Below are 23,675 nucleotides of genomic sequence, written 5' to 3'. Positions count from 1 at the left end.
CCGCAGCGAGTCGAGCCCCTTCGGCCCGTCCGAATTCCTTTTCCCGTCCAGCGTGATATGGACGACGTGAGCCGCGCCCTGCGCCCGCAGGCGCATGCGCGACGCGGCGCAAGGAGGATCACCAATGCGGAAGCTGGGCGCGGTGGCGCTCGCGACGCTCGTCGCCGGCGTGGCGTGTTCGAAGAAGGACGAAGGGAAGCAGCAGGCCGCGGCCCCGGCCGCGCAGGCCGAGGCGGCCCCGATCGTCATCGGGAACGTCATGCCCCTCTCCGGCGACATCGCCACGTTCGGCGAAGGCGCCAACAACGGCGTGAAGCTCGCGGTCGACGAGGCGAACGCGGCAGGTGGCGTGAAGGGCCACAAGCTCTCGCTCCAGGTCTACGACACGCAGGGCAAGCCGGAGGAGGCGGCCATCGCCTCGACCCGGGCGATCAACGAGAAGAAGGCGACGCTGCTCATCGGCGAGCTGGGCTCGACGAGCACGCTCGCCCTCGCGCCCATCGCCGAGGCGAACAAGATCCCCGCCATCTCCCCGGCCTCCACGAACCCGAAGGTCACGAAGGATGGCGACAAGACGCGCGCGTACATGTTCCGCGTGTGCTTCATCGACCCGTTCCAGGGCACGGTGATGGCGAAGTTCGCGAGCCAGACCCTGAAGGCCAAGCGCGCCGCGATCATCCGCGACGTGGGCAACGACTACTCGATGGGCCTCGCCGACTACTTCACGAAGACCTTCAAGGAGCTCGGCGGCCAGATCGTGCTCGACGTGAGCTACAAGGCCGGCGACCAGGACTTCAAGGCGCAGCTCACCAAGGTGAAGTTCGCGAAGCCCGACATCGTCTACGTCCCGGGCTACTACACCGACGTCGCGCTCATCGGCCGCCAGAGCCGCGAGCTCGGCGTGAAGGCGCCGCTCGCCGGCGGCGACGGCTGGGACTCGGCGAAGCTCTACGAGATCGCGCAGGGCGCGCTCGACGGCGGCTTCTTCACGAACCACTACTCGGTCGAGAACCCCTCGCCGGTGGTCCAGGAGTTCGCGAAGAAGTACGAGGCCGCGTACCACGCGAAGCCCGACGCCTTCGGCGCGCTCGGCTACGACGCTGCGCTCCTCGCGATCGACGCGATGAAGCGCGCCACCGACCTCACGCCGACCGCGATCCGCGACGCGATCGAGAAGACGACCTCGCTGCAGGGCGTCACCGGCACGATCCGGCTCGACGCCGACCACAACCCGGTGAAGTCCGCGGTCATCATCGGCATCGAGAAGAACGCGCCGAAGTACGTGGCGACCGTGGAGCCGTAGCGCGGTCGTCCGGAGCGGCAGCAAACAGCTCGAGGCCCCCGGTTCGCCGGGGGCCTTTCTTTTTCGGGGCACCGGGTGCCAAGGAAGGGTGGCCCGGCCACCGGGCGAGGGGCTCCCTCCTCGTGGCCAGCCTCGCGGCTCGGTTGACAGCGCGAGGCCGCCAAAACATCTCACTGGCAGCGCGCCGGGCAGAGCCGGACGCAGCGGAGAGGGAGGCAGCCCGTGGCGGAGGAGCGACGCATCCGCAAGGTCGTGAAGAGTCGGGCCACCGTCGAGGGCGCTGGCGTCCACCTTCGCCGCGCGATCGGCTTCGGTCCCCCGGAGCTCTACGATCCCTTCCTCCTGCTCGACGACTTCCGCTCGGACGTGCCGGAGCACTACCTGAAGGGCTTCCCCTGGCACCCGCACCGGGGCATGGAGACCATCACCTACGTCCTTCGCGGCGACGTCGAGCACGGCGACAGCCTCGGCAACCGCGGCGTGATCTCCCCCGGCGACGTGCAGTGGATGACCGCCGGCAGCGGGATCATCCACCAGGAGATGCCGAAGGGCGATCCGTCGGGCGCGATGTACGGGTTCCAGCTCTGGGCCAACCTGCCGGCCGCGAACAAGATGATGGACCCGCGCTACCGCGGCATCTCGGCAGCGCAGATCCCGGAGGTGAAGGACGCGAGCGGCGCCACGATCAAGGTGATCGCCGGCGTGGTGAACCGGACGACCGGTCCGGTGACCGACGTGGTCACGCAGCCCGAGTACCTCGACGTCACCGTCCCGCAGGGCGTCACCTTCTCCCACGAGACGCCGCGCGGGCACACGGTCTTCGCCTACGTCATCGGCGGCAAGGCCATGTTCAGCAGGCAGAAGGATCCCTACTCCTACGAGGCCGAGGGGGCCGGCTACTTCGACATGGAGCGCGACGCGCTCATCGACGACGGGCACCTCGTGCTCTTCGGCGACGGGGATGCGGTGACCGTCACGACCGAGGAGTCGCCGGTTCGATGCTTGCTCGTCTCGGGGAAGCCGATCGGCGAGCCCGTCGCCTGGTACGGCCCCATCGTCATGAACACGCAGGAGGAGCTGCGCACCGCGTTCGAGGAGCTGGAGGCGGGGACGTTCATCAAGACCCGGACGCGCTGAGCCTCAGGCGCCCGGGCGGTTCGAGGAGAGAGGAGAGCGACCGTGGCGACTTCCGCGTCCGTGCTCACGAAGGAGCAGCTCGAGATCCTGCGCCGCAAGCTCGAGGACGAGCGCAGGAGGATCGCCCGCGTGCTCGCGACGCCCGCGACCAGCGCGCCGTCCGAGGACGAGCGCACCGAGCTCGAGGAGGTGGCGCAGCGCTCGGCGGAGGGCGAGGACCAGCAGAAGGTGGTCGAGCGCGAGCGCGCGCTCCTGGCCGAGGTCGCGCGGGCGCTCGCGAAGCTCGATGCGGGGACCTACGGGCTGAGCGAGAAGAGCGGCGCGCCCATCCCGTTCGAGCGGCTCCGCTCGGTGCCGTGGGCGCGCGTCGACGTGGACGAGGACTGAGGCGTGGCGCACGGGGAGCCCACGGAGCACGCGGGGCACGCTCACGGCGGGCACCCCACCCATGAGCCCGAACGCGCCGCGCACGAGCCCGGACACGCGGGGCACGAGCGCGGCGCGGCGGAGCACGAGCACGCCGCGCACGACCGGCACGCCGGCCACAGCGTGGCGATGTTCCGCGACCGGTTCTGGATCGCGCTCGCCCTCACGATCCCCACCGTCCTGTGGGGACACATGCTCACCTCGGTCACCGGCTGGCACGCGCCCGCGTTCCCTGGATCGACGCTCGTCCCGCCGATCCTCGGGACCGTCGTGTTCGTCTACGGGGGCCTGCCGTTCCTCCAGGGCGCCGTCCGCGAGCTGCGGGATCGCCTCCCGGGCATGATGACGCTCATCGCGCTCGCGATCGGCGTCGCCTTCGTCTTCAGCGTCGCCGTGACGCTCGGCTACCCCGGGATGCCGCTGTGGGAGGAGCTCGCGACCCTCGTCACGGTGATGCTGCTCGGTCACTGGATCGAGATGCGGTCCATCACCCAGGCGCAGGGGGCGGTGAAGGAGCTCGCGAAGCTCCTGCCCTCGTCGGCGGTGCGAGTCGTGGACGGGCGCGAGGAGGAGGTGCCGCTCGCCGCCCTGCGGGACGGCGACGTCGTGCTCGTCCGGCCCGGCGCGCGCGTGCCCGCCGACGGGCGCGTCCAGTCCGGCGAGAGCGCCGTCGACGAGTCCATGATCACGGGGGAGTCTCGCCCGGTGAAGAAGCGGCCCGGCGACGGCGTCATCGCCGGCACGGTGAACGGCGCGGGCTCCCTGCGCGCACAGGTGACCGGGACGGGGGAACGGACCGCGCTCGCCGGGATCATGCGGCTCGTCGAGAGCGCGCAGACCTCGCGGTCACGCGCCCAGGCGCTGGCGGATCGCGCGGCGCTCCTGCTCACCATCGCCGCCATCGGGGCGGCGCTCGTCACCGCGCTCGCGTGGCGCCTCGCCGGCGCGCCGGGCGCGTTCGTCGTGGAGCGCGTCGTGACGGTCCTCGTCATCGCCTGCCCGCACGCGCTCGGGCTCGCCATCCCGCTCGTCATCGCGATCTCGACGACGCTCGGCGCGCGCTCGGGTCTCCTGGTCCGCGACCGTCGAGGCCTCGAGGAGGCCCGGCGCCTCACCACGGTCGTGTTCGACAAGACGGGAACCCTCACCCTGGCCGAGCACCGGGTGGTGGGCGTGCGTTCGGGTGGCGGGATGAGCGAGGGTGAGGCGCTGCGCGTGGCCGCCGCCGTGGAGCGCGACTCGGAGCACCCGGTCGCGCAGGCAGTGGTGCGCACCGCGCGCGAGCGTGGGATCGCGATCCCGGACGCGCAGGCGTTCGAGGCCATCCCCGGGTACGGCGTGCGCGCGCGGGTGGACGGGCGGGAGCGCCACGTGGGCGGACCGAATCTGCTGCGGCGGCTGTCGATCGCCCCCCCGGCCGAGCTCGAGGCGTTCGCGCGCGCTGCCGCGGAGCGCGGGCAGTCGGTGGTGTTCCTCGCCGAGGAGGGGAGGGCGGTCGCCGCGTTCGCCGTCGCGGACGCGGTGCGGCCCGAGTCGCACGAGGCGGTCCGTCGCCTCCACGACATGGGGCTCGAGGTCACGATGCTCACCGGCGACTCCCGCGCGGTGGCGACGGCGGTCGCAGGAGAGCTCGGGATCGACACCGTGCACGCGGAGGTGCTCCCGGAGCGGAAGGCCGAGGTCATCGAGACGCTGCGGCGGAGCGGCAAGCGCGTCGCGATGGTCGGGGACGGCGTCAACGACGCGCCGGCCCTCGTGACCGCGAACGTCGGGATCGCGATGGGCGCCGGGACCGACGTGGCGGTCGAGGCCGGGGACGTCGTGCTCGTCCGGAGCGACCCGCGCGACGTGCCGCGGATCGTCGCGCTCAGCCGGGCGACGTACCGGAAGATGATCCAGAACCTCTGGTGGGCGGCGGGCTACAACGTCGTCGCGATCCCGCTCGCGGGCGGCGTCCTCGCGCGGTGGGGCGTCCTGCTGGCGCCGGCGGTCGGGGCGGTGCTGATGTCGGTCAGTACCGTCGTCGTCGCGATCAACGCGCAGCTCCTCCGCCGCGCGCGGCTGTGAGCCTCACGCCTCCTCAGCCACCGCCGCCGCGCATCGGGGCCACGGGAAGCGCCAGCTGAGCGGGCGAGGTCGAGGCCGCGGGATGCAGGGCCTGGGCGCCCGAGCCGTGGCCGGCGACGTAGACGCCCATCACCACCATCATCGCGACCATCATGACTCCCATGGCGATCCACATGGGCGCCATGTAGCTCGAGTGGCCGTCGCCTTCGCCCGAGCCAGCGCCCTCGGCTCGACCGAGCGCCATCGGCGACGGTGCGGAGGGTCCTGCGAAGCCGAGCTCCGGCGGCGAGAGGCGCTCACCGAGCAGCGCCGGGCGATCCGGACCGGCCTCGCGCTCGGCGGGGAGCGCCGGCTGGGTCGCGCAGAGCGCGCACGTGAGAACGAGCATCATGGTTCACCTCCTGCGAGGAGCCCTTCAACGTCGGGCCATCATTCTCGCCCTCGACGGAGCAGGCAAGCTCGCGCGTGGGGCGGCGGGCCCTGCGTAACCGATCCCATCACAGTGTGGCCGCGCCGAGCCGCCTCGCGCGAGGAATGCAGGCGGATCCCGTCGGGCCCGGCGCTCGGATCGTGGCGCGCGGCTTGCTGACAGGCACACGCCCCCCTCTCCCGAGACCGGAGCCACGCATGTGGATGCTCTTCATCTTCATCGGTGACCTGCGACGACGCTGGGCCGAGTACGCCCTCGGCGCCGCGGCCGTCGCGCTCGTCGTGGCCGCGCTCGTCACCCACCGCGCCGTCACTGCCTCCGCCGAGGAGTCGGTGCACGAGCTCGCGCATCGGCTGGGCCGGAACATGCTCGTCGTCCCGGCCGCCACCGACCTCTCGGCCTTCCATGCCAGGCGCTTCGGCTCGGAGGCGCTGCCCGACACGTACCCCGACACGATCCGCTCCTCGCGCGTCGCCGAGCACGTCCGGTCGATCGAGGCGCGGCTCTACGGGAACGTGCGCGCGGGCACGGGCGAGGTGGTCGTCGTCGGGCAGGACCTCGACTGGCCATCGCTCGGCGACGCGGAGCCGGCGATCCTCGGCGCGGAGGCAGCGCGCGCCCTCGGCGTCGCCGCGGGTGGGACCTTCAGCCTCGGGGGGCGGGCGTTCTTGGCGCTGCGGATCGCCGACCCGCCGCCTGATGGCCTCGACGGCGCGGTGTTCATGCCGCTCGCCGCGGCGCAGCGCGTCCTCGGGCGGCCCGGCGAGCTCTCGGCGCTCAGGCTCGGCGGGTGCTGGTGCCGCATCGACGTCGCGACGCTGGCGGGCGAGGTGGAGAAGCTCGTTCCGGGCGCCCGCGCCGTCACGGTCGCGGGGATGGTGAAGGCGCAGAAGGGGAGCGTCGAGACGATGCAGCGCTACTCGACCGTGCTCCACCTGACGGGCTTCGCCGTCGTCGCGCTCGTCATCGGCTCCCTTGCGGCGTCGCAGGCGCGGCGCCGCGCGCGCGAGCTGGGGCTCCTCGTGGCCGTCGGCGCATCGCCGCGCGCGCTCGCCGGGATGTTCGCGCTGCAGGCGGCGATCGCCGGCGCGGTCGGCGGCGTGGTGGGATGGGCTCTCGCCGCGCCGCTCACGAGGCAGCTCGGAGCGTCCCTGCTCGCTTCCCCGCTCGCGCCGCCCGCGGGGCTGCTCCTCCCCGCCGCCGGGCTCGCCGCGCTCGTGAGCGCGGGTGCCGCCTTAGTCCCCGCCGCCCGCGCGGCGTCGCTCGATCCCACCGTCGTCCTGAGGGAGTCCTGATCATGATCCGCGTCGACAACCTGACGAAGACGTTCGCCGCCCCCGGCGGCGGGGAGGTGCACGCCCTCGCCGGCGTGTCGCTGTGGATCGATCGCGGGGAGTTCGTCGCCGTCGTCGGCCGGAGCGGCAGCGGGAAATCGACGTTGCTCTTCGCGATGGGCGGGCTCGCGACCCCCACCGCCGGCCACGTCCAGCTCGGCGAGACGCGCGTCTACGATCTCGATCGCGAGGCGCGGGCGGCGCTGCGCCGGACGGAGGTCGGGTTCGTCTTCCAGACGTTCAACCTCGTCCCGTACCTCACCTGCCTCGAGAACGTGGCGCTCCCGGCGCTGCTTGCGGGCAGCTCACGCGGCGAGGCGACCGACGCGGCGGCTCGCGTGCTCGAGCGGCTCGGGATGTCGGCGCGAAGCCGCCACCGTCCCGCGCAGCTCTCCGTGGGCGAGCGCCAGCGCGTGGGGATCGGCCGCGCGCTCGTGAACGGCCCGCGGGTGCTCCTCGCGGACGAGCCCACCGGTAACCTCGACCCCGCGACGGCGGACCAGGTGGTCGACCTCCTCCGCGAGCTGAACGGAGAGGGACAGACGATCGTGATGGTGACCCACGACCTGCGGCTCGCGGCCCGGGCTGGCCGGATCGTCCGGCTCCGGTCGGGGGCGCTCGACACGGATCCTCCGGAGCGGGTGACCGCGTGACGACCGCGCCGTGGCTCGCCGTACGGGAGCTCGTCGTGAGGCGCGGGCGCGCCGCGCTGGCGTGCGCGGTGATCGCCGCGATCGCTGCGACCGTCACCGCGACGGAGCTCGTGGCCCGCGCGCGGGAGGAGGCCGTCGCCGCGCAGATCGATGCGATGGGACCCGCGCTCACGGTGGTGCCGCGTGGTACTTCGACCGGCGAACTCGCGCGGTACGAGCTCGGCGAGGCCGCGCTCCCGGCGAGCGCCGAGGCGGCGGTGCGCGCCGCGCTCGGCCGCGATCTCCGGGCGATCGAGCGGCGCCTCGTCGTGCACCGCGAGCTCGCGGGCACCCGAGTCCCGGTGGTGGGGGTCGCGGCGGACGCGCTGCCGATGCCGCTCCACGGCCCGGACTCGGTGGCGCTCGGCTCCGAGCTCGCGCGCCGCCTCGGGAACGAAGCGGGTGTCGCGCTCGACGGGCGCGAGCTTCGGGTGGAGGGCGTCCTGCCCTCGACCGGCGGCGTCGAGGACCTCGGGCTCTTCCTGCCGCTCGCCGCGGCGCAAGCGCTCGCCGGCGTCGAGGGCGTGAACGAGCTCAGGCTGTCCCTCCGCGCCGGCGTCTCGTCGCGCGGCGCCGAGGCGCGCCTCACGCGCGCGTCCCTCGGCGCCGCGGTGATCCGTAGCGACCGGGGCGACGTCGCGGACCGCGAGGCGCAGGAGTCTCTCTCTCGCCACCGCGGGAGCGCCTACGCGGTGATGGCGGCCGTGGCGGCGCTCTGCCTCGTCATCGCGGCCCACCTCGACGCGGCCGAGCGTCGCGTCGAGCTCGCGACGCTGGTCGCCCTCGGCGCCTCGCGAAGGACAGTGCTCGGCGCGCTCCTCTTTCGCTCGGCGCTCCTCGCCGCCGCCGGCTCAGCGCTCGGTGCCGCCGGCGGTGCGGCGCTCGCGGCGGCGCAGGATCCCGCCGTCGCCGCCGCGCTCGCGCGGGCGTGGTCGCTCTGCGTCGCGACCGTCGGCGCGGCGGTTGCCGTCGGGGTCGCCGCGGCCATCCCGACGGCGCTCGCCACGATCGCGCGCGACCCGGTGCGCGAGCTTCAGGAGGGCTGAGCGGGCGCCGCGATCCGAGCTGGCCCCGAGGAAACGGACGGTGCCCGGCGAGGCGCGTCGGACTCCTGGCCAGATGGCAATGCCCCCCTGATCGCAGCGGCCAGGACCTCGTGCAGTCAGCCAGGCGAGGCGTCGGAGGTCACGCCTCCGGACGCATCACGAAGGCGTCGCCCCACCTTTCCTCGGATGCGAGCGGTGAACCCCGCCGTACGTTCGCGTGCCGGAACGGAGGTGTGGCATGACGCGAGCGTTCGGTACCCTTGGCGTCGCCTTGACCGTCGTGACGGGGTGCATGGCTGGACACGCGGCTCACACGCAGCCGCCCGCGGCCTCCGCACAGGCGGCCGACACGGCGCCCGGCGGGATGACCAGCATGGCGATGCCGGCCTGCCCGATGTCCGTGGCAGGGACACGCGTGGTCGCGGCGGACACGGCAGACGGCGAGTCACTCACGTTCACCACGACGCCGGACGCGGCGCCGGAGCTCCGCACGCGCGTCCGGGCCATGGCCGAGACGCACAACCGCCACCATGCGACCCCCGGCATGGAAGGAATGCACGGCATGCGGCATGGGGCGATGCCGCACGAGGCGATGCCGCCGCCGTCCCGCGCGACGGTCGAGGATCTCGACTACGGAGCTCGCATCCTCCTCACCCCGGTGGATCCCGCCGACGTCGAGCGGCTGCGCTCCACCGTTCGGCTGCACGCCCAGCGGATGGAGGAGAGCGGGACTTGCGAGATGGGGCCCGCGGCGCACGAGTGAGCCGCCGAAGCCGAGCGGGCTGACCCGGAGGAGATCCGGGTCAGCCCGCGTGGGGTTCACTGGATCAGGCCCTGCGAGCGCTCCAGCTTGTCGATGAGCGGCTGCATGTCGGCCATGGTGACGCCTGACCTGTTGACGGCGGCGTCGCCGACGAACGCGGTCATCGCCGCCGCGAGGCCGGACGTCCCGAGCGACGGCTGCATGTTGCCGCCCATCATCATCCCGCCCATCCCGCTCATCGAGATGGGCGTGCCCCCGTGCATGCCGTTCATGACGCCGTCCGAGGCGTCCTCCATCATCAAGGTCACCATGCCGGAGGACGTCGTCATCCCGATGGTCTCCGCGTACTGCGACATGGCCGCGATCGACATCCCGTAGTTCCTGCTGCTCGGGTCCGCGGCGGCGCCGGCGCCGGCCACGCTGGGGTCCATCGGCTGCATGTGCAGGATGTCCCCCGCCGAGAAGTAATCGCCCATCGCGGAGTTGGCGGCCGCGATGTTCTCGGGGTTCATGCCGCCCGCCATGTCCTGCGCGCGGACCTGAGCCATGGACGTGAGCGGCGTGACCTGGATCCCGCTCGAGCCGTCGGCCACCGACGGGATGGCCGCCGTGAGCACGTCACGAGGGAGCATCGTCATCCTGGAGCCGGTCGCCTCGTCCACGTACGACGCCCCGCTCGCGCGCAGCATCATGGGACCCGCGTACGAGCCGACGGAGAGGCTGAAGTGACCGGTGGCGTCCACCGCGCCGCTCGCGAGCATGGGACCGAGCTGGCCGCCCTGGATCGCGAACGCGCTCATCGTCCCGTCCGTGACGGTCCCCATGAACACCGTGCCGCCGACCATCCCACTCGTGCTTCCCGTACCGCTCCCGGAGAGCTGGCCGCCCGCGGCGCGGAGCCTGTCGACGAGCGGCTGCATGTCGGGCATCGCGACGCCGGACCTGTTCATGCCCGAGCTCACGAACTGCGTCATCGCATCGGCGAGGCCGGCCGTCCCTGCGGTGGGCGCGAGGCTGCCGCCCATCATGCCGCCCATCCCTCCCATCGAGATGGGCGTCGCGCCGGCCATGCCGTTCATCACGCCGTCGGACGCGTCGTTCATCATGACGGTCACCATGCCCGAGGACGAGCCGGTCATCCCGATCATCGCCGCGTACTGCGACATGGCCGCGATGGACATGCCGTAGTTCTTCATGTCCTGCGTCGCGCCGGTGCCTGCGCCCGGCGCGAGCGGATCCATGGGCATCGTGTGCAGGATGTCACCGACCGAGAAGTAGCCGCCGATCGCGTCGTTCGCTGCCGTGACGTTCGCGGGCGTCATACCCCCGGCCATGTTCTGCGCGTGCGCCTGGGCCATCGAGGTGAGCGGCGTCACCTGGACGTCCGTCGCAGTGGACCCCGCGTCGAGGGCGGGGAGCACGGCGGTCATCACGTCCCCCTGCCGCATCGTCATCGTCGCGCCGGTCGCCTCGTCCGTGTAAGCGCCCGCCGTCGACTGGAGCATCACGGGGCCCGAGTGCTCCCCGAGGGTCATCGTGAACCGTCCCTGCGAGTCCGTGGTGGCGGTTCCGATCTGGCCCGCCTTCGTTCCGTTCGTCACCGCGAACGCGACCACCGAGGCGCCGTTCACCGGTCCCTTCACGACCGTTCCGCTGATGGTGCCGCCCGAGGCGGGCGTGGTCGTCCCGCCTCCGCCTCCGCCTCCACCTCCGCCGCACGCGGCGAGGGCGAGCCCCGCTCCGATCGCGAGCATGGCGAGTGGGCGCAGGCCGCGCCGCCTCGCCACGGACACGCTGACGCGGGGTTCAAAGGAAGGCAGGTTTTCCAGCTTCGAATCCATGGGTCTCCTTCAGGGGAATGCCGATCAGAGCCCACGCGCGTACCAGTGGTTCAGCTCGCCTGGACCGCCGCTGTACGACGCTTCAGGCGACCGCATGTAACGGCCTAGCGAGCGCCTGTGTCGTTGCGGGGCGCCCGTGGGTCGCCGCTCTTCGCGCAGCTGCAGCGCGCACAGCTCTCCTTCTTGACCTCCTGCGAAGGCGCGACATGACCGTCCGTCGTCCCCTTCCGGGACTGAGCAGCCTTGGTCTCGGCGAAGTGGCGATCGGACGAGACGTCGCTGGCGAGCGCCGGAGCGGCGGCGAACAGCGACAGGATGGCGAGGGCGCTGGTGAGGTGCTTCATGTGAACCCCTTTCCCGCCGGTGGTGGCGGCGGCCGAGCGGGCTCCCTCGAACGCTCTTCGCGCCGAGGCAGCCCTTCGCTCGCCTGCCGTTCGTGCATCGGCCGGACCGAGCTCCGGCGCCGGAAGTGCCCGGAGTGACAGGCTCCGCCACCTGCCGGCCCGTCCCGGCTCGTCACTCTGTGATCCGTCCGGTCACGGTCAGCGAAGGAGCTTGCAGACGGTCACACTCCGCGTCAGGGCACGGTCGCGCGAGCCTCCCTCCGCAGCTCCCATCCCTTCCAGCGGAAATAGATGGCGGGGTAGACGAGCAGCTCCATCAGCACGGAGGTGACCACGCCGCCCACCATCGGCGCGGCGATGCGCTTCATGACGTCAGCTCCCGCCCCGCTGCTCCACAGGATCGGGAGGAGCCCCGCGATGATCGTCGCAGCCGTCATGACCTTCGGGCGGACGCGCTTGACGGCGCCGTGGTCGATCGCCTCTCGGAGGTCGTCGAGGCCGCGCATGCGTCCCTTCGAGCGCCACTCCTGGTAGGCGACGTCGAGGTAGAGGAGCATCACCACGCCCGTCTCCGCGTCGAGGCCGGCGAGCGCGATCATCCCCACCCAGACGGCGATGCTGAGGTTGTAGCCCGCGAGGTAGAGGAGCCAGATGGCCCCCACGAGCGAGAACGGTACGGCGAGGAACACGATCGCCGTCTTCGTGAGCGACTTCGTGTTCAGGTAGATGATGATGAAGATGATGAAGATGGTCAGCGGGATGACGAGCAGGAGCCTTCGTTCGGCGCGCTGCATGTACTCGTACTGCCCGCTCCAGCTGAGCGTGTAGCCCGGCGGGAGCTTCACGCGGTCGGCGACGGCGCGCATCGCGCTCTTCACGTAGGTGCCGACGTCGATCCCGGTGATGTCCACGTACACCCAGGCGTTCGGCCGCGTCCCCTCGCTGCGGACCACCATCGGCCCGCTCCGGATCCGGACGTCCGCGAGCTGGGCGATGGGGATCTGCTGCCCCGAGGGCGTGCGAACGAGCACGCGCCGCAGCGCCTCGGGATCGTCGCGCAGCTCGCGGCTGTACCGGAGGTTCACAGGGTAGCGCTCGAGCCCCTCGACCGTGGTCGTCACCGTCATGCCGCCCATCGCGGTCTGAATGACGTCCTGGACGTCGCCCACGGTGAGGCCGTACCGCGCGACCGAAAGGCGATCGATGTCGAAGTCGAGGTAGTTGCCCCCCGCCGCCCGCTCGGCGAAGGCGCTGAGCGTGCCCGGCACCTCGCGCACGACAGCCTCGACCTCCTTCCCGATCGACTCGAGCACCGTGAGATCGGGCCCTCCGATCTTGATCCCGACGGGCGTCTTGATGCCCGTGCTCAGCATGTCGGTGCGCGTCTTGATCGGCATGGTCCAGGCGTTCGTGAGCCCAGGGAACCGGATCGCCTGGTCCATCTCCTGGACGAGCTTCTCGGGCGTCATCCCCGCGCGCCACTCGCTCTCGGGCTTCAGCTGGATCGTGGTCTCGATCATGTCGAGCCCTGCGGGATCGGTCGCCGTCTCGGCACGGCCGATCTTGCCGAGCACGTTCTGGACCTCGGGGAAGGTCCGGATGATCCGGTCCGTCTGCTGGAGCACCTCCCGCGCCTTCGTGATCGAGATCCCCGGCAGCGTCGTGGGCATGTACAGCAGGTCTCCCTCGTACATGGGCGGCATGAACTCGGAGCCGAGCCTCGAGAGCGGGATGACCGTCACCGCGATGATCGCGACCGCGACCACGATGACGGCGCGGCTGTGCGCGAGCACGAAGGCGGCGACCGGATGATAGGCGCGGATGAGGAAGCGATTGATGGGGTTGCGCTCCTCGGGAAGGATCCGCCCGCGGATCCAGTAGCCCATGAGGATCGGCACCACCGTCAACGACAGCACGGCCGCGGCCGCCATCGAGTACGTCTTGGTGAACGCGAGCGGGCCGAAGAGCCGCCCCTCCTGCGCCTCGAGCGTGAACACCGGGATGAAGGACACCGTGATGACGAGCAGGGAGTAGAACAGCGACGGCCCGACCTCCTTCGAGGCGTCCAGGATCACCTGCCAGTGATCGCGCCGCTCACCGGGCGGCTTCGCCGCCTCGTGTTCGAGGTGCTTGTGGGCGTTCTCGATCATGATGATCGCCGCGTCCACCATGGCGCCGATGGCGATGGCGATCCCGCCGAGCGACATGACGTTCGCGTTGATGCCCTGCATGCGCATCACCGCAAAGGCGATCAGGATGGCGGTGGGCAGCGTGAAGATGGCGACGAGCGCGCTCCGCAGGTGGAGCAGGAACACGATGCTCACGAGCGCGACGATGATGGACTCCTCGACGAGCTTGCTGCGCAGGGTCTCGATGGACCGCTCGATGAGGCCGGAGCGGTCGTAGGCCGGCGTGATCTTCACGTCGGCCGGCAATCCCTGCCTCAGCTCCTCGAGCTTCCGCTTGACCCCGTCGATGACCCGGAGCGCGTTCTGGCCGTAGCGCATCACCACGATGCCGGTGACGACCTCTCCTTCACCGTTCGCCTCCGTCAGTCCGCGACGCATGACGGGCCCGAGCGCCACGTCGGCGACGTCGCGGACGTGGACGGGCGTGCCGGTCTTCGGGTTCACCATCACCGGGATCGCCTTCACGTCCTCGACGCTCTTGATGTAGCCGAGGCCGCGGACCATGAACTCCTTCTCGGAGAGCTCGACGACCTCGCCGCCCACGTCGCTGTTCGATCGGCGGATCGCGCCCTCGACCCTGTCGATCGGGACGCGATAGGCGAGGAGCTTCGTGGGATCGACGGTGACCTGGTACTGCTTCACGAAGCCGCCGATGCTCGCGACCTCGGCGACGCCGGGGACCGAGGCGAGGCCGTACCGGAGATACCAGTCCTGGTACGAACGCAGCTCCTGGAGCGAGCGCCGGTCCGACGTGACGGTGTACTCGAAGACCCAGCCGACGCCGGTCGCATCGGGGCCGAGCGTGGGTACGATCCCGGCAGGCAGCCGCTTCTGCCCGTAGTTGAGGTACTCGAGGACGCGGCTCCGCGCCCAGTACAGGTCCGTCCCGTCCTCGAAGATGACGTAGACGAGCGAGTACCCGAAGAACGAGTAGCCTCGCACCACCTTCGACCCCGGGACCGACACCATCGCGGTGGTGAGCGGGTAGGTGACCTGGTCCTCGACGATGCGCGGCGATTGCCCCGGATACTCCGTGTAGACGATCACCTGCACGTCCGAGAGATCCGGCAGCGCGTCCACCGGCGTGTTGACGAGAGAGTACGCTCCCCAGCCCGCGAGGAACGCCGTGACGAGGAGGACGAGGAACCTGTTCCGGACGGATCCCTCGATGATCTTCTCCAGCATGACCGCCACCTCGTCTCGCGTGCCGCCGCTGCTGAGAACTCAGAGCAGGGTGCTCGCGGCTACTTCCCCTCGTGCGCGTCGTGCTCTGCCGAGCGATCGGGCGGCTTTCGCCCCTCGACCTCGTGGCCGGCGTGAGCTCCGCCTCGCCCCGCCGCAGGAGCGGAGTCGGTTCGTGGCGACGTGCTTCCGCCGGCGCCCTGCATCCCTTCGTGCGCGCCCATCCCCGCCACGGCACTCCGGAGGTTGCTCTCCGAGTCGATGAGGAACTGGGAGGAGGTGACGAGCTGCTCGCCTGCCTCGAGGCCAGCGAGCACCTCGGCGTAGCCGTCCGCCGTGACGCCGAGCTTCAGGTCGCGCGGCTCGAACCACCCGCCGCCGAGCGCGACGATGCCGACGCTGCGCTCGCCGGTCCGGATGACCGCCTGCTCCGGGACCGCCACGGTTTCCCGCACGATGGGCGATCGGATGGTCACCGTCGCGTACATGTCGGGCTTGAGCTGGATCCGACCGCCAGGGTTGCGCACCTCGATCCGCACCTTCACGGTGCGCGTCTCGCCGGCGAGGTACGGGTACACGTAGGCGACGCGCCCCTCGAGTGTCGTGCCCGGCGCGTACGGGAGCTCCATCGTCGCCTGCTGGCCCGTGGCGACCCAGGGCAGCTCGTACTCGTAGATGTCGGCGAGCACCCAGACGCTCGAGAGATCCGCGATCTTGAGGAGCGGCATGCCGGGCGTGACCTGCGCACCCTGCACGACCGACTTCTCCACCACGTACCCGTCCACGGGCGAGCGGACCGTGAGCGTCTTCGTGGGGGCACCGCGGCGCTCGAGCTTCCCGATGTCGCTCTCCGGGATGTCGAAGTAGAGCAGCCGCTGCCGGGCGGCATCGACGAGCGCGTCCGCCTCCGCGCGAAGCGGGGTGTCGCGCGCGAGCGCGCTTCGGTTGCGGATGGCGAGGAGATAGTCCTGCTGCGTCGAGAACAGGGTGGGGCTGTAGATGGCCATGAGCGGGTCGCCGCGGCGCACCGGCTTGCCGGTGAAGTCGACGTAGAGCCGATCGATCCAACCCATCACCTTCGCGTTGACGTTCTGGAGCCGCCGTTCGTCGTAGGTGACCTGGCCGACCGTGCGGATCACCTTGCTCATCCGTCGGACCCGCACCTCCTCGACGCGCACGCCGGAGTTCTGGGCCATGCGCGGATCGACGTACACGCCGCCCGGCGCCGCGGCTCCCGCACCGTCGCCGCCCTCGTAGACCGGCACGTAATCCATCCCCATCTCGTCCTTCCGCGGGACGGGCGACGTGCGGGATGGGTTCATCGGATCCCGGTAGTAGAGGGCCTTGCGCTCGCCCGAGGCCGAGGTCATCGGCGCGCCAGCCGGGCGGCGAAGCACGAGCGCGCCCAGGCCGAGCCCCGCGGCAGCGCTCACGACCGCGACGACGGCGTAGAGAAAGGCGCTCCGCTTCATGTGGGCCTCTGCTCGGTCCGCGGCCGCAGGCGCGAGGTGACCCGCTCTGGCCGCTGATGATGCATGCCGGATGCTGGACGTCGGGCCGGCAATCGTGCCGGACGGACTCCGACGGATGTTCGATGCGAGCTGGCTCGGCCTGAGTCGAACCCTACCGCCGTGTTCCCGAGGGAGATGCTGGTCTGGTGGGTAATCAGGAGCGGCGAGTCGTGAGCGGCCGCGCCGCGTCACGAAGCGAGCGTGACCCTGCGCGTGACACGACCTAACGCGCACGAAGCGCACGACGCCCGCTCGTCTGCCCGGCTCGTCATCGCCCGGGGGAGATCACGCGCCGGGCACGACCCGACCTCCGGAGCCCGGCGCATCGAGCCTGGTCCGCGGATCCGATACCCTCGCGGCCTTTCGACGTCAGGCGACCGCGGTTGTGGGGTGGTGCGCGACGGATCGTGAACCATCCCGGACGCCGATCAGGATCGCGGTCATCCCGAGCTCCTAGCCCGGTGAGCCCGCTCCACCTCGTACGTGGCCGCTCGTGCTCGGCAAAGGAACTCTTCGTGCGCGCCGACCCACCGGACGTTAGCAGAGGCTTGCCCGGCTCCGCCCGCGCGTGGCCGACATCCACGGAGCCGAGAGGCAGAAGCTCAGGACGCCGTCAGCGGGCGTCGGAGCTGCGTAGGAGGGTCGATGAGACGCGGGGGCTGGGTCGCGGGAGGGTTCGGGCTGGCGATCGTGGTCCTCGTCGGGCTCGGCGTGATCCTCGTGCGGCGCGGAGGCATCTCGGCGCGCAGGGAGCCCTCCGCCGTGGAGGCGCGCGTCGCGCGCGCGCTCCGGCGCTGGGCGATCCCCAGGGAGGCCCGCGAGGCGACGAACCCGATCCCGTCGAGCCCGCGCGTGCTCGCGGCGGGCCTCGCGCACTTCGCGGACCACTGCGCGACCTGTCATGCGAACGACGGCAGCGGCCAGACCAGGATCGGCCAGAGCTTCTATCCGCGGGCACCTGATTTGCGCGCCGGCGCGACGCAGGGGCTCACGGACGGGGAGCTCTTCTACGTCATCGAGAACGGGGTGCGGTTCACGGGCATGCCGGCGTGGAGCGCAGCCGGGAGCGCGGAGGGCACCTGGCACCTCGTGCATTTCATCCGCCATCTCCCGAAGCTCACCGCCGAGGAGAAAGCGCAGATGGAGGCGCTCAACCCCAGGTCACCCGAGGAGTGGCGCGCACTGCGGGAGGAGGACGCGTTCCTGCGCGGCGAAGACCCCGCGGAGCGCTCGCCCGGCGCCGGATCACACTCGCATCCGAAGGAGCGAAGATGAGCTTCGTGAGAACCCTGATGGCCCTGGTGCCGCTGCTCGCCACCTCTCCGGCCGCGGCCCACGAGGAGCACGGTCGGGCGATGGGGGTCGTCCAGAGCGTTACGGCCGAACAGCTCGTGGTGAAGACGACCGACGGACACTCGGTCGCGTTCACCGTCACGCCCGAGACGCGCTTCTTCCAGGGTGAGAAGCCTGCCCGGCGCGAGGACGTCCAGGCGGGGCAGCGCGCCGTCGTCCAGGGAACGCGCGATGGCGAGCGCCTCCGCGCGATCACCGTGAAGCTCGGGACCGCGAAGGCTCCGAGGTAGCGCGCGACCTCTTCTTCGCCCCTTCCCTGGCGCACGTCTCGTCCGTCGTTGTTCTGCAGCGCTAAGCTGGACGAGGAGGTGGAACATGCTCCCGCGTGCCAGGGATCCCGTCTGCGGGATGTCGGTGAATCCGGCGACGAGTCGTGCCCTCGAGTTCGAAGGAGCACGGTACTCGTTCTGCTCCGACTACTGCCTCGACGCGTTCCGCTGGAATCCATCCGCATACGCCGCCGCTGCGCAGGCCCGCGCGGCCGAGGGCACGCGGCCTCCTCGGATCGCCTATCTCTCGATGGAGGTCGCAGTCGACCCACGAATGCCGATCTACAGCGGGGGACTGGGCGTGCTCGCCGGCGACACGCTGAGGTCGTGCGCCGATCTCGGCCTGCCCGTGATCGGGATCACGCTCCTGCATCGCAAAGGCTACTTCTCGCAGGCGCTCGATGGGGACGGCGGGCAGGTGGAGCGCGAGGAGACATGGGACCCGGAACGCTGTCTTCGGCCGCTCTCCGCGCGCGCTCACGTCTCCATCGAGGACAGGACAGTCCAGATCCGCGCCTGGCAGTACGACGTCCCGGGCGCCCGTGGCCTCGTACCGCTCCTGCTCCTCGATACGGATGTCGCGGAGAACTCGGATCCCGACCGACGCCTGACGGACAGCCTCTATGGCGGGGACGAGCGGTACCGCCTGGCGCAGGAGATCGTGCTCGGCATCGGCGGAGTGCGGATGCTCGAGAGCCTCGGCCATCACTCGATCCGCAAGTTCCATCTCAACGAAGGACACGCCAGCCTCGCCGCGCTGGAACTGTTCAGGATGGGAGACGCGAAGATGGGGTTCGACGACGTCCGGGAACGCATCGTCTTCACGACCCACACCCCGGTTCCTGCCGGACACGATCGGTTCGATCACGAGCTCGTACAGCGGGTGCTCGGTGAGCCCGTTCCCAGGGACCTCCTGCGGATGCTCTCGGGAACGCACGAGCTGAACACGACCCAGCTCGCGCTGAGCCTGGCCGGGTACGTGAATGGCGTCGCGCGCAAGCACCGCGAGGTGTCGAGCGGCATGTTCCCGGAGTACGCGATCTCCAGCGTCACGAACGGCGTGCACTCGGTCACGTGGACGAGCGTCCCATTGCGCGCGCTGTTCGATCGACACGTGCCCGGGTGGCGGGAGGACCCCGCGCTGCTGCGCCAGGCGATGCGCATCCCCGGGGACGAGCTGCGGCGCGCACACGCGCAAGCCAAGCGTGCGCTCCTCGACGAGGTGAAGCGGCTGACGGGTCGGGAGCTCGCGCCGGAAGCGCTGACGATCGGGTTCGCTCGCCGCGCGGCGTCGTACAAGCGCGCGGATCTGATCTTCTCGGACGTGCCGCGGCTGCGGTCGATCAGACGGCTCGGGCCTCTTCAGCTCGTCTTCGCCGGAAAGGCACACCCGAAGGACAGCGGGGGGAAGGAGCTGATACGCCGCGTCTCGCGCTTCGCACGCGAGCTCGGCGACGAGATCCCGGTCGTCTACCTTCCGGATTACGGGCTCGACCTGGCGAAGCTGCTCGTGGCCGGCGTTGACGTCTGGCTCAACACGCCGCAGCGTCCGCTCGAGGCGTCGGGGACGTCCGGGATGAAGGCGGCGCACAACGGCGTGCCGAGCCTCTCCGTGCTGGACGGATGGTGGCTCGAGGGTCACATCGAGGGCGTCACCGGGTGGTCCGTTGGACGCGGCGACACGGAGTTCGGTTCGGACGCGGACGATGCAGCGGACCTGTACGCGAAGCTGCCGATCGTCCTGGACGTGTTCCAGAACCAGGCGGAACGGTGGGCCGCCATCATGAGATCCACGATCGCCCTCAATGCCTCGTTCTTCAACTCCCAGCGCATGGTCCTCGAGTACGCGACGAGCGCATACCTCCTGTGAATGGAAGCAGAGGACGACGAGTCGCCCCGGGGCTCAGCGAGTGCTCGCCTCGCGCGGGCCCCCGTCCCGCCCCGGCGTCAGCGCGGCCCAGCCGGCCAAGAGCACCGCGAGGCCGACGGCGACGGCCGCGGCGCGAGAGGGCCCGCGCAGGAGCTGTCCGACGAGGATGACCGCGAGCCCCGCGTACACCGGATCCACGCGCCGCGCGCCGGGCGCTCGCGCGGGCGGAACACCCATCGCGGCGCGCCTCCGGGCACGCGACGGGGCCCCGGCGAGCAGGATCCCGGCGACGAGGAAACCCGCACCGGCGATGCGCAGGCGCATGTCGGGAGCGCTGGCGGGCCTTGCGAGGAGGCCGAGCGACCCGAGCGTCTGCACCACCAGCGCGCCCGCATAGGCTGCGAAGGCGAGCCACTCGCGCGTGCGAACCGGGCGCGCGAGGCGGAACCCGATGACGAGGAGCAGGGCCGAGATCGCGACCGCGAGGCTCCCGGCTGGCGATGTCAGCTCGCTCAAGTTCGTCCCTCCTCACGAGAACCACGCCGCACCCGGCTCACCTGAGCCGAGTGCGGCACCCGGGCACCCGCGCCCGGTCCTGCGAGGTCTCAGGCTGCCATCGCCGTGATCGTGTCCTCGTCGCTCACTTCCTTCTTCTTCCACAGGAAGTACACGGCCGGGTAGACGAGCAGCTCCATCAGGAACGACGTCACGAGCCCGCCGATCATGGGCGCGGCGATGCGCTTCATGAGGTCGGCGCCGGTGCCTACGGACCACATGATCGGCAAGAGGCCGATCATCGCGGCGAAGACCGTCATCGCCTTCGGCCGCACGCGCTTCACCGCGCCGTGGACGATCGCCTCGACGAGGTCCCGGCGCGTCCGGAGCAGGCCCTTCGCCTTGAACTCGTCGTGCGACAGGTCGAGGAAGAGGAGCATGAAGACGCCGGTCTCCGCGTCGAGGCCCATGAGGGCGATCATCCCGACCCAGACGGCGATCGAGACGTTGTAGCCGAGCGCCCAGAGGAGCCACACCGCTCCGATGGCGGAGAAGGGCACCGCGGACATCACGAGCGCGGCCTTGAATGACGACTTCGTGTTCATGTACAGCAGCGCGAAGATGAGGACGAGGGTGAGCGGGATGATGAGCTTCAGCCGCTCCTTCACGCGCAGCATGTTCTCGTACTGGCCGCTCCACGCCATGTTGTAACCGGTGGGGAGCTTGAGCTCCGACGCGACCGCCTTCTTCGCCTCGGTGACGTACGACCCGACGTCGATCGCCGAGGTGTCGAAGTCGACGTAGACGTAGCCTGCGAGGAGCCCGTTCTCGTCGCGGATCATGGACGGACCCTGCGCGAGCACGACCTCCGCGATCTCCTCCATCGGGATCTGGCCCTGGCCGCCCGGGAGCGGCAGGAGCACGCGCCGGAGCGCGGAGAGGTCCTCACGGTAGTCGCGGGCGTAGCGCACGTTGATGCCGTAGCGCTCGCGGCCCTCCACCGTCGTCGACTGGTTGTCGCCGCCGACGGCGGTCATCACCATCGTGTTCGCGTCGTCCACGGTGAGGCCGTAGCGTGCGAGCTGCTCGCGCTTCAGGACGAAGTCGACGAAGAAGCCGCCGGCGACCCGCTCGGCGTAGGCGCTGCGCGTGCCCGGGACCTTCTGGATGATGGCCTCGGTCTCCTTCGCCACGCGCTCGATGGTCGCGAGGTCCGCGCCGCTGATCTTGATGCCGACCGGCGTGCGGATGCCGGTCGAGAGCATGTCGTTGCGTCCCTTGATCGGCATCGTCCAGGCGTTCGAGATGCCCGGAAGCTGGAGCTTCGCGTTCATCTCGTTCTCGAGCTCGTCCTGGCTGATGCGATCGCGCCAGATGGGCCGGAGGAGGGACTTCGCCCACCCCGGCGCCCACGACGAGTACCAGCGCGGCTTCTCCCGCCACTCCGACTCGGGTTTCAGGATGATCGTGGTCTCCATCATCGTGAAAGGCGCCGGGTCGGTGGAGGTGTTGGCGCGGCCGGCCTTGCCGAAGACGCGCTCCACCTCGGGGAAGGTCTTGAGGAGCTTGTCCTGGACCTGGAGCGCCTTCTGCGCCTCGGCGACCGACATGCCGGGCTCCACCGCCGAGGGCATGTAGAGGATCGTGCCCTCGCGCAGCGGCGGCATGAACTCGGAGCCGAGCGAGAGGTACACGGGGATGGTCGTGAGGACGAGCGCGAGGGCCGCCGCGATGGTCGCCTTCGGATGGCGGAGCACGAACCGGCAGGGCGGCTCGTAGATGCGGTGGAGGGCCTTCGAGATCGGGTGCGCCTCCTCCGAGTAGTACTTCCCGACGAGCGCATGGTTCGCCGCCCACGCGAGCCATCGCGGCTTGAACTTGAACTCGTCGATCCGCGCGAACATCATGCGCATCGCCGGATCGAGCGTGATCGCGAGGAACGCCGCGATGGCCATGGCGAGGTTCTTCGAGTAGGCGAGCGGGCGGAAGAGCCTGCCCTCCTGGTCCACCAGCGTGAACACCGGCATGAACGCGACGGCGATCACGAGCAGCGAGAAGAAGACGCCCGGACCCACCTCGAGGAGCGCCTCGAGGCGGACCTGGTGGAAGTCCCCCTTCTTCCCGTCTTTTATCCAGTGGTGAATCTTGTTGTAGGCGTTCTCCACCTCGACGATCGCCCCGTCCACGAGGACGCCGATCGAGATGGCGATGCCGGAGAGCGACATGAGGTTCGCGTTCAGACCCATGGCGTACATGGGGATGAAGGCGAGCGCGACCGACACCGGGATCGTGACGATCGGGATGATCGCGGAGGGGACGTGCCAGAGGAAGACGAGGATGATGATCGAGACGACGATGATCTCCTCGACGAGCTTCCCCTTCACCGTCTCGATGGCGTGGTCGATGAGCTCCGCGCGGTCGTAGGTCGTGACGACCTCGACGCCCTTCGGGAGAGAGGGCTTCACCTCCTCGAGCTTCGCCTCGATTCGGTGGATGACGTTGAGCGCGTTCTCGCCCGCCCGCATCACGACGATCCCGCCCACGACGTCACCCTCGCCGTCGAGGTCGGCCACGCCGCGCCGCATCTCCGGGCCGAGCGCGACCGTGGCGACGTCCTTCACGAGCACCGGGGTGCCTCCCTCGGAACGCAGCACGAGCTTCTCGAGATCCTCGATGCTCTTCACGTAGCCGCGGCCGCGGACCATGTACTCGCGGCCGCTGAACTCGACGAGGCGTCCCCCCACGTCGTTGTTGCCCTTGCGGACGGCGTTGATCACCGCGTCGAGGGGCAGCTTGTAGGCGGCGAGGGCGTTCGGGTTCACCGTGATCTGGTACTGGCGGACCTGGCCGCCCACGGTCGCGACCTCCGCGACGCCGGGCACGCTCTGGACCGCGTAGCGCAGGTTCCAGTCCTGGAACGAGCGCAGCTCGTCGGAGGAGTGCTGCCCGGTCCTGTCCACCAGCGCGTACTGGTAGACCCAGCCGACGCTCGACGCGTCGGGCCCGAGCTCCACCTTCACGTCCGGCGGGAGCTGGGAGGTGATCTTCGACAGGTACTCGAGGACGCGAGTCCGGGCCCAGTACAGGTCCGTCCCGTCCTCGAAGATGACGTAGACGTAGCTGAACCCGAAGTCCGAGAAGCCGCGGATCGCCTTCACCTTCGGCGCGCCGAGGAGCGCCGTGATGATGGGATAGCTGACCTGGTCCTCGATGATGTCCGGGCTGCGGTCCCAGCGCGAGTAGACGATCACCTGCGTGTCGGACATGTCGGGCAGGGCGTCGAGCGCGATGTTCTTCATCGCCCAGGCCGACCCGAGGAGCGCGACGATTGTCGCCGCGATGACGAGGTACTTGTTCTCCGCAGAGAAGCGGATGATGGCCTTGATCATGGTGCCTTACCGTCCGTGGCCTGCGTGCGGGTTC

The 23,675-nt window shown here is 70.5% G+C and carries 18 protein-coding genes; 11 read left to right on the top strand and 7 right to left on the bottom strand.

The genetic code is table 11. From position 1 onward, the window contains the following. Window positions 1-124 precede the first annotated feature (124 nt). From MNY62_RS13175 to MNY62_RS13160, 4 genes are all read left to right on the top strand, one after another. A complete protein-coding gene (locus MNY62_RS13175; RefSeq protein WP_242344639.1) occupies window positions 125-1,303 on the top strand; it encodes an ABC transporter substrate-binding protein in 1,179 nt (392 codons plus the stop codon). A gap of 222 nt (window positions 1,304-1,525) precedes the next feature. After that, window positions 1,526-2,440: a pirin family protein gene (locus MNY62_RS13170; RefSeq protein WP_242344638.1), complete on the top strand. Its 915-nt coding sequence runs from the start codon at window positions 1,526-1,528 to the stop codon at window positions 2,438-2,440. Between the two features lie 42 nt (window positions 2,441-2,482). Then, entirely contained in the window at window positions 2,483-2,827 is a 345-nt protein-coding gene (locus MNY62_RS13165) for a TraR/DksA family transcriptional regulator (protein ID WP_242344637.1), read from the top strand. A 3-nt stretch (window positions 2,828-2,830) separates the two neighbouring features. After that, window positions 2,831-4,933: a heavy metal translocating P-type ATPase gene (locus tag MNY62_RS13160; RefSeq protein ID WP_242344636.1), complete on the top strand. Its 2,103-nt coding sequence runs from the start codon at window positions 2,831-2,833 to the stop codon at window positions 4,931-4,933. Window positions 4,934-4,946: 13 nt separating this feature from the next. Here MNY62_RS13160 and MNY62_RS13155 read toward each other — a convergent pair whose 3' ends face one another. Next, window positions 4,947-5,324 (bottom strand): hypothetical protein, encoded by a 378-nt coding sequence (locus MNY62_RS13155; protein ID WP_242344635.1) that lies wholly within the window; start codon window positions 5,322-5,324, stop codon window positions 4,947-4,949. A 236-nt stretch (window positions 5,325-5,560) separates the two neighbouring features. On the opposite strand from MNY62_RS13155, the gene MNY62_RS13150 reads away from it, so the two are divergent. The 4 genes from MNY62_RS13150 to MNY62_RS13135 all read left to right on the top strand — a co-directional run bounded on the left by MNY62_RS13150 (window position 5,561) and on the right by MNY62_RS13135 (window position 9,198). After that, the gene (locus tag MNY62_RS13150) at window positions 5,561-6,658 is read left to right on the top strand and encodes an ABC transporter permease (RefSeq protein WP_242344634.1); all 1,098 of its coding nucleotides are present in this window, start codon (window positions 5,561-5,563) and stop codon (window positions 6,656-6,658) included. A gap of 2 nt (window positions 6,659-6,660) precedes the next feature. Next, on the top strand, window positions 6,661-7,350 hold the full coding sequence (locus tag MNY62_RS13145) for an ABC transporter ATP-binding protein (RefSeq protein ID WP_242344633.1): 690 nt from the start codon (window positions 6,661-6,663) through the stop codon (window positions 7,348-7,350). Continuing rightward, window positions 7,347-8,435, top strand: a complete 1,089-nt coding sequence (locus tag MNY62_RS13140) for an FtsX-like permease family protein (protein ID WP_242344632.1) — start codon at window positions 7,347-7,349, stop codon at window positions 8,433-8,435. The genes MNY62_RS13145 and MNY62_RS13140 overlap by 4 nt, the downstream gene beginning before the upstream one ends. A 373-nt stretch (window positions 8,436-8,808) precedes the next feature. Then, window positions 8,809-9,198, top strand: coding sequence for a hypothetical protein (locus MNY62_RS13135; protein ID WP_242344631.1), 390 nt, complete (start codon window positions 8,809-8,811; stop codon window positions 9,196-9,198). Between the two features lie 56 nt (window positions 9,199-9,254). On the opposite strand, the gene MNY62_RS13130 is transcribed toward MNY62_RS13135, so the two are convergent. The 4 genes from MNY62_RS13130 to MNY62_RS13115 all read right to left on the bottom strand — a co-directional run bounded on the left by MNY62_RS13130 (window position 9,255) and on the right by MNY62_RS13115 (window position 16,226). After that, the gene (locus MNY62_RS13130) at window positions 9,255-11,039 is read right to left on the bottom strand and encodes a hypothetical protein (RefSeq protein ID WP_242344630.1); all 1,785 of its coding nucleotides are present in this window, start codon (window positions 11,037-11,039) and stop codon (window positions 9,255-9,257) included. A 104-nt stretch (window positions 11,040-11,143) separates the two neighbouring features. Then, window positions 11,144-11,383 (bottom strand): hypothetical protein, encoded by a 240-nt coding sequence (locus tag MNY62_RS13125; protein ID WP_242344629.1) that lies wholly within the window; start codon window positions 11,381-11,383, stop codon window positions 11,144-11,146. A gap of 233 nt (window positions 11,384-11,616) precedes the next feature. Next, the gene (locus tag MNY62_RS13120; RefSeq protein WP_242344628.1) at window positions 11,617-14,757 is read right to left on the bottom strand and encodes an efflux RND transporter permease subunit; all 3,141 of its coding nucleotides are present in this window, start codon (window positions 14,755-14,757) and stop codon (window positions 11,617-11,619) included. A gap of 59 nt (window positions 14,758-14,816) precedes the next feature. After that, a complete protein-coding gene (locus MNY62_RS13115) occupies window positions 14,817-16,226 on the bottom strand; it encodes an efflux RND transporter periplasmic adaptor subunit (protein WP_242344627.1) in 1,410 nt (469 codons plus the stop codon). Between the two features lie 684 nt (window positions 16,227-16,910). On the opposite strand from MNY62_RS13115, the gene MNY62_RS13110 reads away from it, so the two are divergent. The 3 genes from MNY62_RS13110 to glgP all read left to right on the top strand — a co-directional run bounded on the left by MNY62_RS13110 (window position 16,911) and on the right by glgP (window position 19,757). Further along, window positions 16,911-17,540, top strand: a complete 630-nt coding sequence (locus tag MNY62_RS13110; RefSeq protein WP_242344626.1) for a c-type cytochrome — start codon at window positions 16,911-16,913, stop codon at window positions 17,538-17,540. Beyond that, a complete protein-coding gene (locus MNY62_RS13105) occupies window positions 17,537-17,848 on the top strand; it encodes a DUF5666 domain-containing protein (protein WP_242344625.1) in 312 nt (103 codons plus the stop codon). Before MNY62_RS13110 ends, MNY62_RS13105 begins: the two co-directional genes overlap by 4 nt. 85 nt (window positions 17,849-17,933) lie before the next feature. Then, the gene (gene glgP / locus MNY62_RS13100; RefSeq protein ID WP_242344624.1) at window positions 17,934-19,757 is read left to right on the top strand and encodes an alpha-glucan family phosphorylase; all 1,824 of its coding nucleotides are present in this window, start codon (window positions 17,934-17,936) and stop codon (window positions 19,755-19,757) included. 33 nt (window positions 19,758-19,790) lie between these two features. On the opposite strand, the gene MNY62_RS13095 is transcribed toward glgP, so the two are convergent. Beyond that, window positions 19,791-20,273 (bottom strand): hypothetical protein, encoded by a 483-nt coding sequence (locus MNY62_RS13095; protein WP_242344623.1) that lies wholly within the window; start codon window positions 20,271-20,273, stop codon window positions 19,791-19,793. A gap of 89 nt (window positions 20,274-20,362) precedes the next feature. Further along, on the bottom strand, window positions 20,363-23,641 hold the full coding sequence (locus MNY62_RS13090) for an efflux RND transporter permease subunit (RefSeq protein WP_242344622.1): 3,279 nt from the start codon (window positions 23,639-23,641) through the stop codon (window positions 20,363-20,365). Window positions 23,642-23,675 lie beyond the last annotated feature (34 nt).

The sequence above is a fragment of the Anaeromyxobacter terrae genome, from assembly GCF_022690685.1.
GTDB lineage: Bacteria > Myxococcota > Myxococcia > Myxococcales > Anaeromyxobacteraceae > Anaeromyxobacter > Anaeromyxobacter terrae.
The sequence above is the reverse complement of the archived record's forward strand: the minus strand, read 5'-3'. Positions and strand labels throughout refer to the sequence as shown.